The 20841-nt window shown below is 35.8% G+C and carries 23 protein-coding genes; 19 read left to right on the forward strand and 4 right to left on the reverse strand.

Features of this window, described 5'->3' with window-relative positions:
* The first annotated feature begins 127 nt into the window (after nt 1-127).
* Together ACHUE4_RS12810 and ACHUE4_RS12815 are read left to right on the forward strand one after the other, a co-directional pair.
* On the forward strand, nt 128-757 hold the full coding sequence (locus ACHUE4_RS12810) for a spore coat protein (RefSeq protein WP_394190636.1): 630 nt from the start codon (nt 128-130) through the stop codon (nt 755-757).
* Nucleotides 758-982: 225 nt separating this feature from the next.
* A complete protein-coding gene (locus ACHUE4_RS12815; RefSeq protein ID WP_394190638.1) occupies nt 983-2686 on the forward strand; it encodes a methyl-accepting chemotaxis protein in 1704 nt (567 codons plus the stop codon).
* A 14-nt stretch (nt 2687-2700) separates the two neighbouring features.
* Here ACHUE4_RS12815 and ACHUE4_RS12820 read toward each other — a convergent pair whose 3' ends face one another.
* The gene (locus ACHUE4_RS12820; RefSeq protein ID WP_394190640.1) at nt 2701-3219 is read right to left on the reverse strand and encodes a cupin domain-containing protein; all 519 of its coding nucleotides are present in this window, start codon (nt 3217-3219) and stop codon (nt 2701-2703) included.
* Nucleotides 3220-3306: 87 nt separating this feature from the next.
* Here ACHUE4_RS12820 and ACHUE4_RS12825 point away from each other — a divergent pair, with 87 nt between their 5' ends.
* The 7 genes from ACHUE4_RS12825 (at nt 3307) to ACHUE4_RS12855 (ending at nt 9248) form a co-directional block, all read left to right on the forward strand.
* Nucleotides 3307-3999, forward strand: a complete 693-nt coding sequence (locus tag ACHUE4_RS12825; RefSeq protein WP_394190642.1) for a GNAT family N-acetyltransferase — start codon at nt 3307-3309, stop codon at nt 3997-3999.
* A 13-nt stretch (nt 4000-4012) separates the two neighbouring features.
* Entirely contained in the window at nt 4013-4933 is a 921-nt protein-coding gene (locus tag ACHUE4_RS12830; RefSeq protein ID WP_394190644.1) for an NAD(P)/FAD-dependent oxidoreductase, read from the forward strand.
* Between the two features lie 201 nt (nt 4934-5134).
* Complete coding sequence (locus ACHUE4_RS12835) at nt 5135-5728, forward strand: 3D domain-containing protein (RefSeq protein WP_394190646.1); 594 nt, start codon at nt 5135-5137, stop codon at nt 5726-5728.
* A 378-nt stretch (nt 5729-6106) separates the two neighbouring features.
* Nucleotides 6107-6979, forward strand: coding sequence for a MurR/RpiR family transcriptional regulator (locus ACHUE4_RS12840; protein ID WP_394190648.1), 873 nt, complete (start codon nt 6107-6109; stop codon nt 6977-6979).
* A gap of 22 nt (nt 6980-7001) precedes the next feature.
* Complete coding sequence (locus tag ACHUE4_RS12845) at nt 7002-7826, forward strand: transporter substrate-binding domain-containing protein (protein ID WP_394190650.1); 825 nt, start codon at nt 7002-7004, stop codon at nt 7824-7826.
* A gap of 24 nt (nt 7827-7850) precedes the next feature.
* Nucleotides 7851-8513, forward strand: a complete 663-nt coding sequence (locus ACHUE4_RS12850) for an amino acid ABC transporter permease (protein WP_394190652.1) — start codon at nt 7851-7853, stop codon at nt 8511-8513.
* A gap of 12 nt (nt 8514-8525) precedes the next feature.
* Nucleotides 8526-9248 (forward strand): amino acid ABC transporter ATP-binding protein, encoded by a 723-nt coding sequence (locus ACHUE4_RS12855; protein WP_394190654.1) that lies wholly within the window; start codon nt 8526-8528, stop codon nt 9246-9248.
* Between the two features lie 286 nt (nt 9249-9534).
* Here ACHUE4_RS12855 and ACHUE4_RS12860 read toward each other — a convergent pair whose 3' ends face one another.
* Complete coding sequence (locus tag ACHUE4_RS12860; RefSeq protein WP_394190656.1) at nt 9535-9777, reverse strand: hypothetical protein; 243 nt, start codon at nt 9775-9777, stop codon at nt 9535-9537.
* A 199-nt stretch (nt 9778-9976) separates the two neighbouring features.
* On the opposite strand from ACHUE4_RS12860, the gene ACHUE4_RS12865 reads away from it, so the two are divergent.
* The 8 genes from ACHUE4_RS12865 to ACHUE4_RS12900 all read left to right on the forward strand — a co-directional run bounded on the left by ACHUE4_RS12865 (nt 9977) and on the right by ACHUE4_RS12900 (nt 18082).
* Nucleotides 9977-11161 (forward strand): MFS transporter, encoded by a 1185-nt coding sequence (locus ACHUE4_RS12865; protein ID WP_394190658.1) that lies wholly within the window; start codon nt 9977-9979, stop codon nt 11159-11161.
* Between the two features lie 116 nt (nt 11162-11277).
* The gene (locus ACHUE4_RS12870) at nt 11278-11547 is read left to right on the forward strand and encodes an RNA polymerase sigma factor (RefSeq protein ID WP_394190660.1); all 270 of its coding nucleotides are present in this window, start codon (nt 11278-11280) and stop codon (nt 11545-11547) included.
* A gap of 258 nt (nt 11548-11805) precedes the next feature.
* Entirely contained in the window at nt 11806-12639 is an 834-nt protein-coding gene (locus ACHUE4_RS12875) for a hypothetical protein (protein ID WP_394190662.1), read from the forward strand.
* A gap of 124 nt (nt 12640-12763) precedes the next feature.
* Nucleotides 12764-13633, forward strand: a complete 870-nt coding sequence (locus tag ACHUE4_RS12880; protein WP_394190664.1) for an ABC transporter permease subunit — start codon at nt 12764-12766, stop codon at nt 13631-13633.
* A gap of 5 nt (nt 13634-13638) precedes the next feature.
* Nucleotides 13639-14688: an ABC transporter permease subunit gene (locus ACHUE4_RS12885; RefSeq protein WP_394190666.1), complete on the forward strand. Its 1050-nt coding sequence runs from the start codon at nt 13639-13641 to the stop codon at nt 14686-14688.
* A gap of 597 nt (nt 14689-15285) precedes the next feature.
* Complete coding sequence (locus ACHUE4_RS12890; protein ID WP_394190668.1) at nt 15286-15852, forward strand: hypothetical protein; 567 nt, start codon at nt 15286-15288, stop codon at nt 15850-15852.
* Between the two features lie 214 nt (nt 15853-16066).
* Entirely contained in the window at nt 16067-16600 is a 534-nt protein-coding gene (locus ACHUE4_RS12895) for a sigma-70 family RNA polymerase sigma factor (RefSeq protein ID WP_394190670.1), read from the forward strand.
* A complete protein-coding gene (locus tag ACHUE4_RS12900; protein WP_394190672.1) occupies nt 16601-18082 on the forward strand; it encodes a hypothetical protein in 1482 nt (493 codons plus the stop codon). It begins immediately after the preceding gene.
* Between the two features lie 162 nt (nt 18083-18244).
* Here the strand turns inward: ACHUE4_RS12900 and ACHUE4_RS12905 are convergent, their stop codons facing one another.
* Nucleotides 18245-18964: a DUF6904 family protein gene (locus ACHUE4_RS12905; protein ID WP_394190674.1), complete on the reverse strand. Its 720-nt coding sequence runs from the start codon at nt 18962-18964 to the stop codon at nt 18245-18247.
* A 29-nt stretch (nt 18965-18993) separates the two neighbouring features.
* Nucleotides 18994-19698, reverse strand: a complete 705-nt coding sequence (gene rluF / locus ACHUE4_RS12910; protein WP_394190676.1) for a 23S rRNA pseudouridine(2604) synthase RluF — start codon at nt 19696-19698, stop codon at nt 18994-18996.
* Between the two features lie 177 nt (nt 19699-19875).
* On the opposite strand from rluF, the gene ACHUE4_RS12915 reads away from it, so the two are divergent.
* Both ACHUE4_RS12915 and ACHUE4_RS12920 read left to right on the forward strand, forming a co-directional pair.
* Nucleotides 19876-20550: a Crp/Fnr family transcriptional regulator gene (locus ACHUE4_RS12915; protein WP_394190730.1), complete on the forward strand. Its 675-nt coding sequence runs from the start codon at nt 19876-19878 to the stop codon at nt 20548-20550.
* A gap of 151 nt (nt 20551-20701) precedes the next feature.
* Nucleotides 20702-20833, forward strand: coding sequence for a cytochrome C oxidase subunit II (locus ACHUE4_RS12920; RefSeq protein WP_394190678.1), 132 nt, complete (start codon nt 20702-20704; stop codon nt 20831-20833).
* Nucleotides 20834-20841 lie beyond the last annotated feature (8 nt).

Here is a 20841-nt window from a genome sequence, read left to right on the forward strand (position 1 = left end):
TTATTGACAGCAGTCATCATTATAGATAAGTGGTAGCAAGCTTTATTAAAAAGAAATGCATAACATGGATGCTTTAACACAAACTATTTTCGATGCACATTACATTGAAAATAGGAGGAATAAGTAAATGACGCAAAACCCACAAGGTCAAATGCATCAAAATATGCATACCGGTCCAGTACCACCAGAGATGAATCACGGCGGCCATGAAATGTTCGATGTTCATGAAGTTTTGGGAGCTGCTATTGCAGGTTTAAACTTGTTCACGATTTTACGTCCACATGTACAGGATCAAGAACTTCTTACTATTTTGGACAGACAATTCCATTTCATGCAAGAAGAGTACAACATCACGTCTGAATGTTTCCGGACAGGACAAGACCCTTCGAAACATACCCAAAGATATATGATGAAAGAGAACAACGATTTTATCTTCGGAATGAAACCATCTCCACCTAAGAAACCGATGCAAACGGCTAATGAAATTAACGATGAAGTGATTTCTGGTTATTTACTAGGTGTTCATAAATCTGGTGCTTCATTAAAAGCAATGTCTGCTCTTGAAACAACAAACCCAGTGGTTCGTCGAGTCCTAGCGGATTCCGTTCCAAACTGTATTGAAATGGCCTATGAGATGTCTATTTATCAAAATAAACATCATTACTATCAAATGCCGCAATTAGCTCAGCAAGATATGCAACAAATTTCAAATGCATTTGCACCTTCTCATATCCAACCTAATGGCATGACACAATAAACCAATTACGAAACCTTCTGCATATATATGTAGAAGGTTTTTTACTGTAATGTCGGCGATATATTAAGTATTAAGACCTACATAAATTCAATTAATATTATCTGAATTGGCACTTTAGATACATAATATCTATTACATTTGGATGGATTTTCTGTATAATAAAATAGTGAGATAAATCAGTAATAATTTGACAGAAAATTTAATCAAAAGGATGGAATAAAACTCTTGAAGAATTTAAAAATAGGCAAAAAAATCTTGTTACTGCTTGCGATTGCAGTTGTTAGTATTTTAGCGGTAGGTGCAACTGGCTTTATTTATATGAACCAAATGGCGCAAAACTCGGAAGATATGTATGATCATCGATTGTTACCTTTGCAATATGTGGATCAAATTAAAACGAATAACCGCTCATTAGATTCCTACACATTAGAATACATACTTAACGAAGATTCGAGTGTAACGAAAGAATTACTAACTAGTACTCAAGCGAAAGAAGCGGAAACAAGAGAGTTAATCGCATCTTTTCGAGCGGCTTCCAATACGCAAGCCAATCAAGATCTAATCACTCAGTTTGAAGAATTATTTGATACATACATCGTAAAAGTTTACTCTCTTCAAAGTAGAGGTGTCAGCCTTAATAAAGAAGATGCATACGAAGTTTATACAACAGATATTAAGGAAACTCGTCGAGCATTGAATGAAATTGGTGACCAAATTGGGGCAAATATCATTGCCTCTTCAGAAAAATTAAGTGAGAATAATAAATCATTTGTAACACAAGCTTCCCTGATTTCAAACTTAGTCATTCTTTTATCCGTCGTGTTGTTTGGGATATTGGGCTGGTATATTGCTAGAATGATTGTCAATCCGATTAAGAAATTACAAGCTTTAATGAAGCAAGCTGGAGATGGCGATTTAACAGTTCAAGGGGATTATCGTTCGAAAGACGAAGTAGGTCAGTTGAACATATCATTTAACGACATGACATCTACCTTAAGAACAATCTTACAACAAGTTACAAACACATCTGAACTAGTTGCAGCTTCTTCTGAAGAGTTAACAGCGAACTCAGAAGAAACAACGAAAGCAACTGAAATGATTGCACATACGATGGAAGAAATGGCGAATGGTTCAACGCAACAAATTCAAAGTGTTGAAGAAACAGTTGTCATTGTTAAAGAAGTTTCAACAGGTGTAACCCAAATTGCCTCAAATGCTAGACAAGTTGAAATTACAGCAAACGAAGCATCTGAAAAAGCAGTTCTTGGAAATGAAGCAATTGGTCAAGCCATTTCACAAATGAAATCGATTAACAATACAGTGAATGGGTTGTCAGGTGTCGTAAGAGGTTTAGGTGAGAAGTCAAACGAAATTGGTCAGATCATTGAATCCATTACGAATATAGCTTCTCAAACGAATTTATTGGCATTAAATGCAGCGATTGAAGCTGCACGTGCTGGAGAGCAAGGCAGAGGATTTGCTGTAGTAGCTGATGAAGTTCGTAAGCTAGCTGAAGAATCGGCTAAATCTGCTCAACAAATTGCTAGTTTAATATCCTCTATTCAAGGTCAGACACAGGAAGCTGTTCAGTCAATGGACCAAGCAACAGAGGAAGTTGACACTGGAATTACTGTGGTGAATAAAGCCGGAGAGTCATTCCAACAAATTCAGCACTCTGTTTCACAAGTGGCAAATGAAATACAAGAAGTGTCTGTAGCGATTGAACAAATTTCTAAGAGTACAGATCAAATCGTTTCGAATGTAGATGTGATTGTAGAAGTATCTGAGACGGTATCAGCAGGAACTCAAAATGTATCCGCGGCTTCAGAAGAGCAATTAGCAAGTATGGAAGAAATCGCTTCTTCTTCATCTGCTCTTTCTCAAATGGCAGAAGATTTGCAAGTGATGATTAATAAATTCAAAGTATAAAGAAAAACCCGCGATCAGTTTGAACTGATTTGCGGGTTTTCGTTTGTGTGCCAATAGTCGAATATAGGTCCTTTATTGCCAAAAACCGGATCGGTCATAGGGAGCGGGACTTGCTCAATATCATGCAAAACTTGAGGTCGGTCGCTTTCTTCGCCGGTTTTGACATTGTAAGACATTCCTTCAGGATAAGCACCTACGATTTTGAAATCATCACTGCATTCTAACTTTTTGTGTCCTGTGCCAGCAGGTAATAGAAGGACGTCTCCAGTTTGAACGGTTAGTTCCTCACCATTTTCACCACCTATGATTAACCGAGCAGTTCCGGCTTTCACGCCTAAAACTTCATGAGTGTTACTGTGATAATGATGATACGGAAATACACCATTAACCCAGCTGTTCTTCCAATTATGTTTGTTAAAAGTATCCTCAATGTCTGTGCTGCCTTGAAAAGCTCCTTGAACGATAAGGACGGGCAAGGTCGGGTTATTGGGAATGAACCCGTCATCTTTGAAATTAAACACAAGAGTACTCATCGACATCAACTCCTTAAAAAATACTTGTTAAAAGACATTTACCCAAGCTCATGATTAAATAAGCTAAACGAATAGGAGGGAGTCAAAATGACTATCCTTTTTGGAGGAAAGATAGACAATGGGAAAGTCTACCAACTAAAGACTTTGTCCTTAGCAAATAAATCTGAAATACTTTCTTTACAAGTTGATACGATAGATTCGATCGATATACCCGATTCACTTCAACCTTTATCAGAGGGTGAAGTAGATGTAATTTTATCGGGGAAAGGTCTAGTGGTAGGTGTTTATTCAAATGAAGCGTTGGTTGCATTTCGTGTCTTACTGGAACCACCCTTGGATGATGAACATTTAGGTTTAGACATCGGTTTAAAGAATCAACAATTAAGTGAAGCTATTTATCAAGAGATCTCTATTGTGCATCCAAATTTTCGAGGAATGGGACTCCAACAATTGATGGGACAATTATTAATGAAAGAAGTGAAAGAAAAGAATTATCGATTTGTTTTGGCCACGGTTGCTCCATTTAATATTCCCAGTCTTAAAGATAAATTCTTACATGGCTTAGAAATTGCTGCTTTAAAGTTTAAATATGGTGGAATGCTTCGTTATATATTTGTGAAAGATTTGAAATTAGATTCTGAATTTGCGAAAAGAAAACAGCTTATTCCCATGGGAAATATCGAAAAACAACAAGCCGTGTTGGATTTAGGATGGCGAGGTGTGGGAATACAGTGTATACGGGACGAATGGTTTGTTGTTTATAAGGAAAAAGTTAACTAAAGGAGGAGAAGGGATGAAGGATTGCATTATTATTGGTGGGGGACCAGCAGGATTGAACGCTGCTTTAGTACTTGGAAGAGCGAGGAGAGATATTTTAGTTGTCGATCATAACAATGCTCGAAATAAAGTCACGCAAGCAGCACACGGTTTTATTACAAGAGAAGGAATCAAACCGTCCGAATTTCGTGAAATTGCCCATCAAGAATTAAAAGTTTATACATCTGTTGAAATTGTTTCTGAGCAAGTAGTGAAATTGGAAACAGTGAAAGACGGATTTAAGGTAACAACTGATAGAGGATATGAATGGGAGTGCCGGAAAGTCATATTGGCAACAGGCGTTAAGGAGAAGTTCCCCAATATTCCAACACTACAAGACTTTTATGGAACGAGTATTTTTAATTGCCCATATTGTGATGGGTGGGAATATAATGACCAGCCTTTAGGGGTGTTTGGCCGAGTAGATTACACGATACATATGGCGGGAATCTTGAAAAATTGGTCTCAAGATTTAATCATTTTTACAAATGGGGAAGAATTAACTCGCTCTCAAAAGAAGGAAATTCAAACGTTAAATATCCAAGTTGAAACAGAAACAATCAAACGATTACACGGTGAAGCTGGGCATTTATCTAGCGTAGAACTAGAATCTGGACAGCATATTGAAAGAGTCGGTGGATTTATAACCCCAGAATTGGTTCAAGCGTCCGACCTTGGTCAACAGATTGGGCTTGTAATGGATGATATGGGTGGCTATAAATCGGATGAAGTCGGTCATACTGACATTCCTCATTTGTTTGTGGCAGGAGAAGCATCTAAAATATATCCGTCCCAATTGATAATAGCGGCTGCAAGCGGTGTTCAAGCTGCCATGGCGGTCAATGTGGAGTTAACTCATGATGGAATATTTGGTAGTAAACCAATAGAGAAAAAGTAAAGAAAACGACTATTTTTAATAAAAATTTAGATGTAATTAGGTATTAGGACAGGTATAATATTGGTAAAAATTCTTCCATTATTTACAACTAGTAATATAAACTTACCTAAAATGTAACCAAATTTCAGTCATACTGTCATGAAACTGTAATGTTTAAGTGTTATTTTATTTCTATCAACGAGAAATAAAAGGAGACACAACTTGAAAAAATTCAGTTTCGTACTAAGTTTTGTACTAATGTTCCTCGTCGCATTTGCCAATGATTCAGAAGCAGCGTCTTCTGTACACACCGTGAAAAAAGGGGATACCCTTTATAAAATTGCAAGACAATACAATATCTCAGTGGCTTCAATTAAATCAGCTAACAATTTAAAATCTAATTTAATTAAACCGAATCAAAAACTAAAGGTTACAAAAAAAGTGGTAGCGAAGGCTAAAGCAAAAGCAAAACCAAAAGCTAAGGCCGCTAAAAAAGCACCATCACGTTCTGATAATGATACAATCTTGAAAGAAATTACAGTTTCAGCATCTGCTTATACAGCTGGTTGCAATGGTTGTTCAGGAATTACTTCAACAGGCATTAATTTAAAGAAAAATCCAGGCCTAAAAGTAATCGCGGTCGATCCACGTGTCATTCCGTTAGGTTCGAAAGTATATGTTGAAGGTTACGGATATGCAATTGCTGGTGATACTGGCGGAGCTATCAAAGGCAACAAAATTGACGTCTTCATCCCTACGAAATCAGGAGCACTTAACTGGGGACGCAAAACTGTGAAAATTAAAGTATTCAAATAAAACCATGATTAAAGCTTGCTTGCCGATAAGGCGGGCAGGCTTTTTTGTTGGCTTGAAATCGTTGTTGCGTTAAAACAAAAAAGGAAGCTTCTGCCTCAGCAGAAGCTTCGAAATTAGGTCTAACGCCAATAAATCAGTCGCTAACGCCAAATTACTAGATAGTTGCGCCATATTATTGGCTTGAAACGCAAAATTCTAAGTACCCAACGCCATATTATTCAGGGTTATCGCCATATTTAGCTAATAACAAATACGAGAACTTCAGTCACCAAATATCCATATATTACAAACGTGTGACATCTCAATTGCAGGAAACCCTGCAAAATGATACAATTATTACATTGGTAGGTTTAAATTATGGTTTTCGGGGGAATAGTCATGAAGGATTTACTGCATAAAATAGAAAATTCCTATAAGGAATTTTCAGCAGGGCAAAAGAGAATAGCCGATTTGTTCAAAGACAATCAAATTGTGCTCGCTTTTTCTTCAGCTTTAGAAGTCGGTAAAAAAGTAGAGGTTAGTGAATCTACAGTAATACGTTGGGCACAAAAGCTTGGTTTTAAGGGGTATGCGGAGTTTCAGCATGTTGTGCAACAAAAACTTGCTGAACAACGAATTGAACAAGTCGAAGATGAGGAAACCACGATTTACTCTTCTCCTTCAATTTTGAAAAATTTGCTTGATGCAGATATAAAGAGCATTACAAATTTAAAAGAATCACTCCAAGAAGAGCAACTTCTTCAAGTAGTAGATTTAATTGGCTCTGCTAAGAAGATATATGTGACAAGCAATTTTTTCGATTACGGTCTCGCACATTCCTTTACGCATTGGATGAACATGGTACTCGATAGCACGGAATTATTAATGCAAGGAGATGTTCAGTATTATCACCAGCTGTCTAAAATGACTCCTGAGGATGTACTCATTGCTTTTGCATTTCCGCGATATACGAAAAACGTCATGAACACCTTGCGAACAGCCAAAGAACAAGGCACAACGATTATTGTCATTACCGATTCATCAGATTCACCTGTAACACAGTTTGCAGATGAAGTTCTGTTTGTTCCGGTCTCTACCAATTTAAGCATAGACTCCTATACAGCGGTTCATGCTTTATTAACCTCGATAATGCGCTTCATTTATGTGAAAGAGCATGAAAAAGTGAAAGCGAATCTTGCACGTATAGATAGTATGTACGACAGAAAAGGTATTTTTTATTCAGCCGAATCCAATAAACCAATTGATGACTAAACACACAAAAGGGGAGATTATTTTGAAGAAAAAATTATCATTTTTAACAGCAATCGCAGCAACAGCTATGCTAATTACAGGGTGTGGAAGTGACGAAGAAACGAAAGGTACATCTTCAGGTTCTGGATCTGACATGAACTTATTAGAAGACGGTAAGTTGACGTATGCTTCAAGTGGTCTATACAAGCCGTTTAACTTTACAGAAGCTGGTGAATTAACTGGTTTTGATGTTGAAATCGGTGCTGCAATTGCAGAAAAAATGGGATTAGAGCCAAACCCAGTAACAACTCCATGGGAAACAATTACACAATCACTTCTTGGTAATAAATTCGATGTCATTATTGGATCGATGGCGATTACTGCAGAACGTGCTGAACGCGTAAACTTCTCTGATCCTTACTACTATTCAGGTGGAATGATTTTCACTCCTGAAGGTAGCGATATCGCATCAGCTGAAGATTTAGAAGGCAAAACAATTGGGGTTGTGGCACAAAGTACGTATGACACAGCTGCTCAAGAATATACAGATGATATTAAATACTACAACTCAGATGTTGTAGCATTAAAAGATTTAACAGTTGAAGGACGTTTAGATGCAGTTATTACGGCTGACGTTGTTGGTTTTGAAGCCATTGCAAACGGAATGGAAATCAAAGAAGTCGGAGATCCACTATGGATTGAGCAAGCGGCTGTAGCTGTACGTAAAGAAGACGAAAAATTATTAGAAGAAATTAATAAAGCGATTCAAGAAATTGTTGAAGATGGCACATACGATGAAATTTCAAACAAATGGTTTGAACGTAATCTTCTTGATGTTGATTTAGAAGGAATCGAAATTCTGAACTAATCACATTCAGGAAAGGAGAACAATATGGAATTAATTCAAACCGTTTTTGAAGTGTTTTTACGAACGTATCCAGGATTTTTAGAGGCGACACTCACAACGTTAAAAATTACTGCAGTTGCTTTAGTGTTAGGGACAGTCCTAGGTTTAATATTTGCGTTAATGAAAATTTCTCGTTCAAAAATATTACAAACTATCGCAAACTTGTATATTACGATTATTAGAGGAACACCACTAATCGTACAAATTATGTTTTTATACTTTGGGATTACTTCACTAATTGTGCTGTCTGGATTTTGGGCAGGTGCGATTGCTTTAGGTATTCATAATGGTGCCTATATTGCAGAAATTTTCCGTGGTGCCATTCAAGGTATTGATAAAGGTCAACGTGAAGCGAGTAGTTCACTTGGGATGACTCGTTCTCAAAGTATGCGTCGAATTGTATTCCCGCAAGCTTTAAAACGGTCAATTCCACCACTTGGCAATCAATTCATTATTACGCTAAAAGACTCTTCACTTGTCTATATTATTAGTGTTCCTGAATTGTTTGCGATGGCTAATAGAGAAGCAGCACAAAATTGGCAGTCACTCGAAACGTATTTAGTGGTTGGGGCATATTATTTAGTGCTTGTTATGATCTTCACGTATCTATTGAAACTGTATGAAAATAAATTGAATGTCGACAAATAAGGAGGGACGCTCATGTTAAAAGGATCAAATATTCATAAATCGTTCGGCGATTTAGAAGTGTTAAAAGGCATTGATCTCGAAGTCGCTCCTTCTGAAGTGGTTGTTCTTGTCGGTGTTAGTGGATCAGGTAAAAGTACGTTATTAAGGTGTTTTAACTTTTTAGAGCGCATCAATAAAGGGACGATTGAAATTGATGGTCAAGTAATCGATCCGAAGAAACATAAGCTTTCAGAAATTCGTGCTGAAGTCGGCATGGTGTTCCAACACTTTAACTTGTTTCCGCATATGACGGTATTGGAAAATGTCATTGAAGCACCGATAATTGTGAAAAAAATGAAGAAGGCGGATGCGATTGTATTAGGAAAACAATTACTTGAAAAAGTAGGTCTTTCTGATAAAGCAGATGTCTATCCAAGTAAATTGTCAGGTGGACAAAAGCAACGTGTTGCGATTGCTCGTTCCCTAGCAATGGAACCTAAAGTGTTATTGTTTGATGAACCAACTTCTGCACTCGATCCTGAATTGGTTGGGGAAGTTCTAGCGGTTATGCAACAATTAGCACAAGAAGGTATGACAATGGTTGTTGTGACACATGAAATGAAGTTCGCAAAAGAAGTAGCGGACCGTGTCATCATGTTAGACGAAGGACGTATCATCGAATCAGCTGATCCGGCGACATTCTTTGAGAACCCAAGTCATGAACGTACGAAACAATTTATTCAATTGGTAGACTGAAAAAGCGCGTAGACGATTGTCGTCTACGCGTTTTTTAAAAATATTTATTGATTCCGCATCTTCTGCCACTTCAAAAGCCCAAAATTTCATCTAACGCCAATAAATCAATGAGTAACGCCAAATTACTGGACTGTTGCGCCAAATTATCAGTCCGTAACGCCAAATTATTCGCGCTAAACGCCATATTAATTAAGCAAATCGCCATATTAACTATTGTTAAGATAAAGACATCCTCTTTCACAACAATAATGGAAGAGGATGTCTTTCTTTCTAATATAGGGGGTCTTTAAAAACGACGGAAACGGTTTGGACGCATTTGGTTTGGAGGAACGATAACAGTTTGATTGATTTGTTCGTAGTAAGTTCTAGGAACATCAACAATATGTTGACGATTTACATTAATTAGAGGTTGGATATAAGGAACCTCCCGTTGTACAAAAGAATCTGTATAGCGACACAAAGGTGGGCAAACAATCGGTTGAACTCCATGTTGTCTGCAATGGCGGGACTGATTCATAGGTCGATACATAAAGATTTCACCTCCAATCTATCTCTCTTAATAAATGCGAGATAAGAAGATTTGGAAACGGCGGTCAAATCATTTATTGAAGGTGAATTTGAAGTCACTTATAATGAATATAATATGCCTATTAACGGGGAAAGGGTGCGACGAGTGTAGAATTTTATCTTTCTAAATGAAAATTGAATAGATTTAGGGAGTGATCTACATGAATGATCGTCGTTCTTTTTTATTTTTATGGGTGAGTCAAATACTCGCTAACGCGGGTGATATCTTATACATCGTGGGGTTAATTCAAGTTGTATATGCATCAACTGGATCTATTTTAGCTTTAACGTATATTCCGTTAACGATTACCTTCTCTCGGTTAATCGGTAGTTTTTTAACACCACTATTATTGCATCGATTTGCTTTACATCGTATATTGCATGCTTCTATGGTGGGGAAAATCGTGGTGTTGGGTGCTGTCTTTTTATTGAAAGATGAGGCATTGTCATGGATTTTACTCTTAGTTAGTATCATCGCTTTTCTTGATGGATGGGCAGCTCCTGTTCGTCAAGCTATGCTTCCTGAATTTGTTGGGAAAGCCGAGTTACCTAAAGCCAATAGCTTAGTGGCAATTTCAGATAACACCGTTAATTTGGTGAGTTGGCCACTTGGAGCGTTCTTTGTCGCTTATTATGGCGGAGGTCCGCTTATTGTCATAACAATTCTTCTCTATTTAATCGGTTGGATTTTAACTTTTGGAATAAAACCAATTCAACAGGTAAAGAAAGCTGTTCATTCCATTCGAGAACAATTGTCTGGAGGATGGACATATAGTTTCTCAAACAAATCCATTCGCCATATTCTCATTCTTGATACGGTAGTCGCTTTTGCGGGAGCGGTTTGGATTTCTGCTATTTTATATGTGTATGTCGACAGCATTTTAGGCAAGAGTGAAGCCTGGTGGGGATATATTAATGCGTTTTACTCAGGTGGTTTTATCATTGGTGGTTATTTTTTCGCTAAGCTATCTCGCGTGTCCGCACATTGGCTCATTCTAATTGGATGTCTTGTAACAGGTGTACTAACGATATGGTTTATCTATCCCGTATTTGCGGTGGTCGCATTGATTTTATCCTTACTTCTGGGAGTGGTTGGACAGTTACAAATGCTTGCCCAGTTGATGGTGTTGCAGACTCAAACGGAAATTGATGAACTAGGTCATGTGTTTTCAGTTCAAACCGTATTAACTACGGGTGCTTTTGGAATTGCTACATTTCTTTTTGGTTGGTTAGCCGAATACCAAGGGATTGAAGTTGCTTTCTATCTATCAGCATTCATCTCAATTGGTGCTGGAGTTTTTGCATTGATGAAAAGAAAATCTCTCACATATGAATTAGTTGAGTAATAGTGAAGCACTTGGAGAAATCCAAGTGCTTTTTAATACCGTAAAAACCATTTAGCACATCGAAAAGTTTGCATTCGAGATATATGGGTACAAACTAATAGAAGGAGTGTGATCATGTGACCACTGATGAGCGTTTAATTTTCCGTCTTTGTAATAAAGACCGTCAGTCTTTAGAAGAAATTTATAACCGCTATGAGAAACTGCTATGGAATATTGTGACTAAAACAACTACGGAACCTGACATCTGTGAGCAGGTCATTACTCAAGTTTTTCAAGAACTATGGAACAATCCACAAGATTTTAATAATGGAAGAAAACTTTCTTCTCTGCTGATTGAGTGTTGTAAATCTCAACTTAGTTTATTTTCGATGTCAAAAACTTCTTAACCCTTCAACTACCTCATATCTAAATTGCTAAATTCTCTCATAATTTAAACCTCTATTAATAAGCCGGATTTTCGAAAGTGATTGATTACTCTGTCCCTATGCAACACAATAAATATATACCTAAAAGGGAGGGAGTATATTTATGCACAATCCAATTGTGAATAATACTTTAAAGAAGCTATTCACTAAAGTGAAATTATTAACATCTTATCCCCAACTTCAATTTATATCCGATAGAAGTGAGAGTGAAAAACTGTCATGACGATTACTTATCGATTTTATGTGGGCAAGAAAGATTTGCAAAGACAAATAGACTTCTGGATTAAGTGTACAAAACTACTTCCCTATGCATGGAAACCTACGATTTCACCGAATTTATTCATTGAACACGAGAACTTCCATCCAAAATCACGTTGCTTCGCTTTTGATGGAAATCAAATGATAGGGTATATGAGCTTCACGGGGAGTAAGGAATTTGTATCTCTCGGGTATCCATGGGTGTTACCAGGATATGAAGGTATTGTTCAAGATGAATTATATAAACGTGTATATGGCTTTGCGGAAAGTGATGAGTTTGGAGCTAAACTGTTTGCGCAACGATTTAGAAGCGACTGGAAAAAGCAAATCGACTTTTTCCTATCCAAAGGGTTTGAAGTAACCAGACGTTCTCCGATTTTAATTAAAGAATTAAGTGAAAGTAATCATACTAATGCATCAAAAATAGAAAATGATTTTCAGTTTGATAAGTGGGCAAATGTAATAAAACAAAATGAAGTTGTAACTGAAGAACAGCTATCCATGATGAAAGAATATTATGGGTCTGTTCAATTTGATTTCTCTATTTCTTTTGAAAATGAAGGCTATTTTGGTGTAACAATTCGAAGTGATACGGACTACGCAGAAATTTTAGCTGTAGCTTTGAAAAAGGACACGACAAAATTCTTGGCCATGGTAAATCACGTTTTAAAGGAATGTCAAAATAGAGGAGTTAAAGTGGTAGGAATTGCAGAGTCACATTTACCACATAAGGAATCACTTGGAGATTTGGGGTTCCTTGTACTGACTGAAGATGTGATGTTGATGAAGCAATAGACTTAATAACTTTATAGAAAAAGAAAAAACACATTTAAAAAAATGTGTTTTTTCTTTTTGTTATTATATGGTAATGTTGGATGATGGATCACATTTCATTCAACGTTGGAAAATGGGGGTTTCTATGAGGACAACTTTATCTGTATTGAGTCGTTTTTTATTTGTGGTGATCGGTATTATCTTATTAAGCGCATTTGTAGGGATGTTCACCATTAATGGTATTCATTTGGAGTGGAACGTATTTATTCAAAATATACTGGATATCGTGATGTCTTTAATCTTCCCCGATAGACTGATCATTTTAGGTCCTACTCAATTTGAGTATTCCATTTTTCTGAACTTTTGGGATTACTATTTATACTCTCTTACTATTTTTCTGTCAGCACTCTTCATTTCCTTTGTTGTTGGTTTATTCATTACCTATTTCACAATTCTATTGCCCAAAAAACTTATTCATCATATATCCAAAATTGTTTCATTATTAGAATCGTTACCTGATTTATTCATAATCATGATTATCCAATTTAGTGTTATTTATTACTTAAATGTAACAGGGGATTTGCTTTTCCCAGTTGCCGGTTCATCTCGAACGAAAACTTACTTCTTACCCATCATAGCTTTATCATTAATTCCGGCATTTATGATTTATCGCATCAATCTCCATTTAGTAAATGAAGAATGGGAAAAATCTTATGTAGAGTTAGCTAGAAGTAAGGGACACAACAAAACGTTTATTTTCTTCAATCATGTGTTGAGAAATATAACACCTAGCCTATTTAGTCATAGTAAAATGATAGTTTTGTATTTATTATCTTCAATGGTGATTTTCGAAAAACTCTTCAACATTTATGGAATCTTTACGTTCATCATTACTTATCCCAATCCAAATGTGATTGCCTTTACATTAATCATGTTCTTTGTGCCTGTTTTCGTATTATATGCCATAATCACTAACTTAATAGAAAAACAGACCGGCAAAAGATTGGAGTGGTGAGTTAGATGAATTTAATGAAAAAACTTCTATTAAATAAATTATTTCTAACCGGTTTTGTCATAATTAGTGGCTTATTCCTTGTTAGTATTTTTTACTTTATCGTTTTTAAGGATCATATTCCTACAACTTCGTTACTTTTTGCGGCTGACGGAAAGCCGTTACCTGCACCATATAGTTTTAAAAAATTTCCTCCATTTGGAACAGATGGGTTTGGACGGCATTTGTTAATTGTGATGATTGTTGGAACCAAATATACAATTGCAGCTGCATTAATCATTACATTCTTACGAGTTTTTCCTTCGATCATTTTCGGTTTAATTCTTCATTTTTATTTTAATAAACTCGAGAGACCAATCAAATCTATGGTTGACTCATTAAATTATTTTCCAATGACCTTGCTTGCCTATCTTCTCTTAAATGTGATTCTCATACAAGATGTCAGCATGATCTTAGTTGATGGGGCACTGGTTGAAGGTGCACAGCCACTGCCTTATTGGCATCGTGTCGTATTATTTATCATTATATTAGCCTCACTTTTCGTGCCAACGAATTCGGTATTAATCGCAAATGAAGTGAAGATAATCATGAACAAAGAATTCATTGAGTGTTCTAGAGTTTTAGGTGCTACTAACTGGAGAATCGTATCGAAACATATTAAGCCCTTTTTAGTCCCTCAAATAGCGATTATTTTTATTCGAGATTTTATTCAGTCTCTCATTTTGATGTCGCATTTGGCTGTACTTGGATTATTTATAGGTGGGTATTATTTCCGAGAAGATTTATTTGGCCAAACGCAAAAGGTGTCTTTATCAAACGAGTGGGCAGGATTGCTAGGCATGTGGTGGGAATTCCTTTGGACAACTTATCCCTGGATTTCCTTCATCCCAATTTTGTTTATTACCATTCTTATCTTATCTGCTAAAGGCATGATGGAAGGCTTGAAGGTGGAACTAGCTTTGATGGATAATTTAAGAGAGACACCTTTAAAAAAGGAAAACCTGCTATTACCAGAAACATTAGCTCCATTTGAAAGAATAAGAAATTACTCCAAATGAATTTATAAGTGCCAAAAATCAAAGAAAACCCCTGTGGAAATTTAAAAGGACTGTCGCATTCTGGTCCTTCATAAACTAAGGTTAAAACTACAGAGGAAAGATTTATTTCCTTTCTTCTAGTAATTTTATCAAACGTTTATTGTCTTCTTTAATTTCTCTTGTTAAATTCCAGATAAAAACTGTTGGTAGAATTCCCGCAAAAAATATAGCGTAGATTAACATATCTTACTCCCCCTTACTTAATTAATCTGCTCTTTTCTCTTTTTTTGAACAACGATCAATTCCATTATATGGTATTTTGCATATAAATCAATCAACCCTAAAACAAAAGACTTTGCGAAAACAGCGAAGAAAAAAGAGTGCAGAAATGCACTCTTTTACCATTCAATGTCTTCTGGTTATTCCGTCTTCAGTGATGTGGGTAGTCTTCTGTTTTTTTGATGCTGGTAATAGAAGGAATCATTAGTGTTTACATGGATGGTCTTTGCAGACCAAGCAATATTATCACACTTGGTGATATGACGATTACGTTAGATCATACATATGAAGAACTGTGATGTATTTTTGGGGAAAATTTAAATAAGGAGGAGATACGCGTTGAAATTAAGATATTTAAGTATCTTGGTTATTATTATTTCAATAGTTCTAATAACAAGTGCTTGTAATTTAAAAGATAGTGACAACGTCGAAAATCAAATTATGAAAAAAGTACCTTTTCCTCAATCTACAAACATACTTCACACAGAAAATTATAAGGATGGAACAATTATTTTATATGAAGATCAAACTGGGTTTAGGGCAGATTTCTTTTCAATAAAAGATGATTACTTCTCAGGTGGCGGTAATGCTAACGGAAATCCGAAAGATGGGTTTAATTGGACGATGAGAAATTCCCCTAAGATTCCATTGGTCTTGTTTGCAGGTGTTATTACTGATGAGGAAATAAAAGAAGTGATTGTAAAACAAAAGACATTAAAAAGAAATGCGAAAATTATTGAAATAAATGAAGGGAAAAGAATATGGTTTACAACATTTGATGTTTTAGAAAAAGCTGACAATGGTAAGTCAGACCCTCTAAAAATCGAAGCGTATGATAATGAAGGGAATATGTATTGGAAAGATGGCATTTATGAAGAAGGTTACTTTTATGGGAGAACAAAATAAAGGACTATTAGAATTAGGACGAATGATATTTTTCTTACGCTTGAAATTGTTCATTTGGATTGATTTTATTTAACTCCTAAAAATTCTTAATACCACAGTATTAAAGATAGAAACGCTAACAATCGTTAGCGTTTTATTTTTTCTATAAAACTTGAAACCTTGAACTGAAGTGCTCCGTCTAATGTTCAACGTTTTACAGGAGGTTGAAAAATGGATGTTATCGAGTAGTGAGAGTTCAGAGTTTAACCATTTCTTTTTTGAGGACTTAGTTGACCAATATGGTGAAGAACTCATGAGATTGGCATATACCTATGTGAAAAATAAGCAAGCAGCCGAAGATATCATACAAGATGTCTTTTTACGAGCATACGAGAAAAGAGAAGCCTTTAGAGGTCATTCAACTTATAGAACCTACTTATACCGTATGACCATAAATCGTTGTTACGATCATTTAAGAAGTTGGTCTTATAAAAATGAAAGAATTTCAGATAAAATTAGTTCATTTTTTCAAAGTGGAAATACAACTGAAGGTGAAGTTATTACAAACGATGATCGACACACGATAGGGAAAGAGGTCTTGTCTTTAGATCTCAAATATCGAGAAGTGATTGTTCTTTACTATTTTAAAGAGCTAAGTATTGAAGAAGTTGCAACAATTTTAGCTTGTTCGAGAAATACCATTAAAACTAGGCTACGCAGGGCTCGTGAACAATTAAAAGTCCATCTTGAAAAGAGAGGAGAACTATAAATGGATGAGAAAAAAATCAAAGAAAGCATTGAACATTACATTGGGAAAGAAAAACTGTTTACCCCCCAAGTAAGAAATCGAGTTCTATCCAATGCACATAAGAGTAAGCCTCAGCGAAATCCTCTAATAAATAGGTTATTGCCTACATTTACATTATTATTTCTTAGTATTGGGGCTGTCATTTTTGTTTTCTTCTCTATTGGACAAAATGACGAACTTTCTACTGCAAATAAAGGGAATAAGGAAACAGTAGAAAAACCTGTAATAGTAGAACCTGTAGATCCTAGTCACCTTGTAATGGAATTGAGTAGCCACGGGGAACAATTTCAAAAATTAGAGGATGATTTAAGAAAAATTATGTTAACGCCAAATTTAGAATTAGGAATTTTAGAGTCAATGAATGATTCTATTAATGGTGTTTCCATTGATGAAAAAGGCATGGTACTAGTAGAATTCAAAGATTTTAGAAGTGAAGTTCCTAGTCCTTCTTCAGAATTAAAAACTGCATTTTTAGGGACACTTTATGACGCTATTTTTAAATACTCGGAAGTTAAATCTACTCAATTTAGTTTTGATGGTAATCTTACCGCTTGGCAGGAATGGATAGGAATTATGGAGCCTATGTTCAGACAATATGTATTTGATTTAAATACACATGGTCAAGCATTTCCTGAACTAGAAAACGATTTGAACAATCTTATGCAAGATGGTTTTAAACAATTGAGTTTTCGAAATACTGAGGTTTTGAAGAATTCGGTAAATGGTGTGTCGATCAATGAAGAGGGAATTGTTGTGATTGAATTTAAAGACTTCCGTAGTGATTTTGGAAGCCTGACTTCAAATGAAAAAGGGTTATTCCTCGCTCCTTTAAGTGATATTGTTTTTAAATATCCAAAAGTAAATGCAGTCTACTTTACATTTGAAGAAAGTTTTAACGATTGGTGTGAATGGTTAGAGTTTACTTACGAACCAATGAATCGATATGGTGAATCACTCGATATGGGTGATTTAAATACTGATAGCCCTAATTTTTATTCTCTAGAAGAGTTAGCTAAGATGACTCCAGATGAATTAAAAGCAATAGGTTACCCTAACCCAAATGAGTTTGAAGTTAAATCTTTAGTAGCCAAACACTCATATTACAAAAAAATGTATCAAATTCTTCTAGATGGAAAACTAATTGATGATGAAGCAGCGGGCATATTTATTTTGTATTTAGAAGGGCTTAAGAATAAAGATAAAAAAGAAGTTAAAAAGTATGCACAGCATTCACTTACCATGGATACTGACATAGAATCACTTATCGAAATGTATAAAAATATTGATTACAGTTCATTTTCAATTGAGAGTATTATTCATAGCGAAGGAGAACCTGTGACAGAAGTTAATCTGAACTTTAAACAAAAAGACGGTAGTTCGAATTCTAGTCAGCTTTATATTGAGTTTTATGAGTCTGAGATAAGAATTAATGAATTTCTGTGAAATTATTAAGGACACCTGACATTTCGCGATCACTTAATGATTTGGAATTTCAAGTCCTTACTGAAGATGTGAAATTGATGAAGTAATTAACGATCCAAAGAATAAGAAATTACTCGAAATGAATTTTTGGTCAAAGAAAAAAGAGTGCAGAAATGCACTCTTTTACCATTCAATGTCTTCTGGGTATTCAGCTGTAAGTGCTAAATCATGAATTGTACTCTTTGTAACGTTGGCAGATTTAATGACTTGATTACGAAAAGCTACATACTCATTATCCTGAACTGCTAGTTTTAATGCATACTTTCCTAAGCTTTCTTCACGTTGTTCTTTCGTCATTTTAATGTAGTTTAAATTTAACACGTCGACAAATTGAATGGCGTACTTATGCACATTCGTTTCTTGATTGTTTAGCAATTTCATGAAATTCTGAAATTCTTCTTCATCAAGCGTTTCACTTAAGGATGCACCAATCGCTGATTGGAACTTGCGAATTGTTGTTACGTGAGCGTCGAGTAAAGGGAATGAATGTTTCTTTTGGTATAGCTTGATGAAATCGTTTAAAGCAATCGCTGCAAAAATGAGTTCTGGCCATAATATTTCAACCGTAAAATACACATTTTTTTCTGGAGCGACCAAATCGTGTTCTTTCATTGAATCTTTATGAAGACCGTTCCTAACAAATTCAATGTTACGCTCTCCTTGGCTTGCTTGGCGGAAGTCATGACATACTTTGAGGATGCGTGCTCGTGAACCCTCTAGATCATAGTATTTTCCTTCTTCACCAATCACAGCATAGATAGCATGATTGAGTTCATCGATATCCCAATAGTCTCCGCTTACAATGGCGCCTGTCAGATTTTTAGTATGTGTAATTGATAGCATCTAAATCGCCTCCATCTCTTACTCTTCTATTACCTCTTTGGCGTATAGTTAAGCATGGAAAATAATTCGCTTAATTCATCTTTCGTTAGTTCGCGCCATTGTCCAATTTGTAAGTTATCAATTGAGATGTTCATAATGCGTACACGTTGCAAGCTTTTTACCTCATAACCGAGGGCTGTACACATGCGACGAATTTGACGATTCAATCCTTGTGTTAGCGTGATTTTGAAGATATTAGATGACAATTTCTCTACTTTACAAGGGAGTGTTTTTGTATCTAATATTTCTACACCTTCTGCCATTTCTTGAAGGAAATCCTGTGTAATTGGTTGATCTACCTTCACAATGTACTCTTTTTCATGTTCATTTTCAGCTCGAAGAATTTCATTCACAATGTCACCGTCATTTGTTAATAAAATCAGACCATGTGAATCTTTATCGAGGCGACCAATATGAAAAATACGCAAAGGGTGATTGACGAAGTCGACTATATTCCCTTGAATATGACGTTCCGTAGTACTTGTTATTCCAACGGGTTTGTTTAACACGATATAGACATAAGGATCTTCATGTTTAACTAGATTTCCGTCTGCACGGACCTCATCCCCAGGCTCAACTTTGCTACCTAATTCAGCTTTTACGCCGTTTATCATAATTCGGCCATCCTCGATCCATTTATCCGCACCGCGTCTAGAAACGATTCCAGCTTCACTTAAATATTTATTGATACGCATCTATCATCACCTGCTTTTTTTAGTACCTTCATTATAACCTATTATGAACAGTTGTATGATTTAGGTGAGTCAGCAGACAGTTGGAATTCCCTACCTTTAAAATAAAGACTATGATACCATTTAAATAAGAGAGAAATTGAGGAAGGAGGACTTATTTTGAGTGAAGAAAAAAGAGTTATTTCTTCAGAATTAAAAGAGTTACTTTCCATTCGGCATAGTGTGAAAGAATATAAAAAAGACAGTTATCTTTTTAGAGAAGGCGATTCGATAAAAGGTGTTTATTTCATTCAACAAGGAAAAGTTCAAATTGGTAAGGTGACTTCTGAAGGTAGAGAATTGACCTTGAGAATTTGCGGAAGAAACCAATTGGTTGGGGAAGTTACGCTCTTTTCGATAGATGCCAAATATATGTTAGATGCAAAAGCATTAGAGGATGTTACGTGCGTCAAAGTAAGCATTGATGACCTTGAAAAGGAATTAGCTGAAAATGCGGATTTAGCTGTTGCGTTTATGAAATGGATGGGTGTGAACCATCAGAAAACCCAGACTAAATTTAGGGACTTACTATTACATGGGAAAAAGGGTGCGCTTTATTCAACCTTAATCCGTCTCACGAATAGTTATGGCGAGAAAGATGAACATGGTATTTTAATTGATATGGTGTTGACGAACCAAGAACTGGCTAACTTCTGTGGAATGACGAGAGAAGTGGTGAATCGGTTATTAAACGAGTTGAAGAAACTAGGTAAAGTATCGATGGTGAATGGGAAAATTTATATTCATGATCTCCAATATTTAAAAGATGAAATTCTATGTGAAGATTGCCCAATAGCATTTTGTAAAATTGATTAGCAAGTGATTTGCCCTTCGAGGTGAATCGCTTTTTTTTTTGTCTATTTATTGACACTTGTATGAAATCCGTCTTGAGTGTGATAAAAGTCACAATGATTTACCTCTTAATCAATTAGGCTGAACATAACTTAATGGAAGAATGAATTTCGAGGTGAGGAATTTGAAGAAAACGAAGCCAGCTAAGGAAGAGAATCTAAAAGGAACATTTGTAAGCGTCATGTCTGTTGGCGTAATCATCATTGTCATGTGGGTAGTCGTTTATTACATGTATGTAGCACGTTAAATAAGGAG

Origin of the sequence: Paenisporosarcina quisquiliarum, assembly GCF_043641925.1 — a bacterium.
Lineage (GTDB): Bacteria > Bacillota > Bacilli > Bacillales_A > Planococcaceae > Paenisporosarcina > Paenisporosarcina quisquiliarum_A.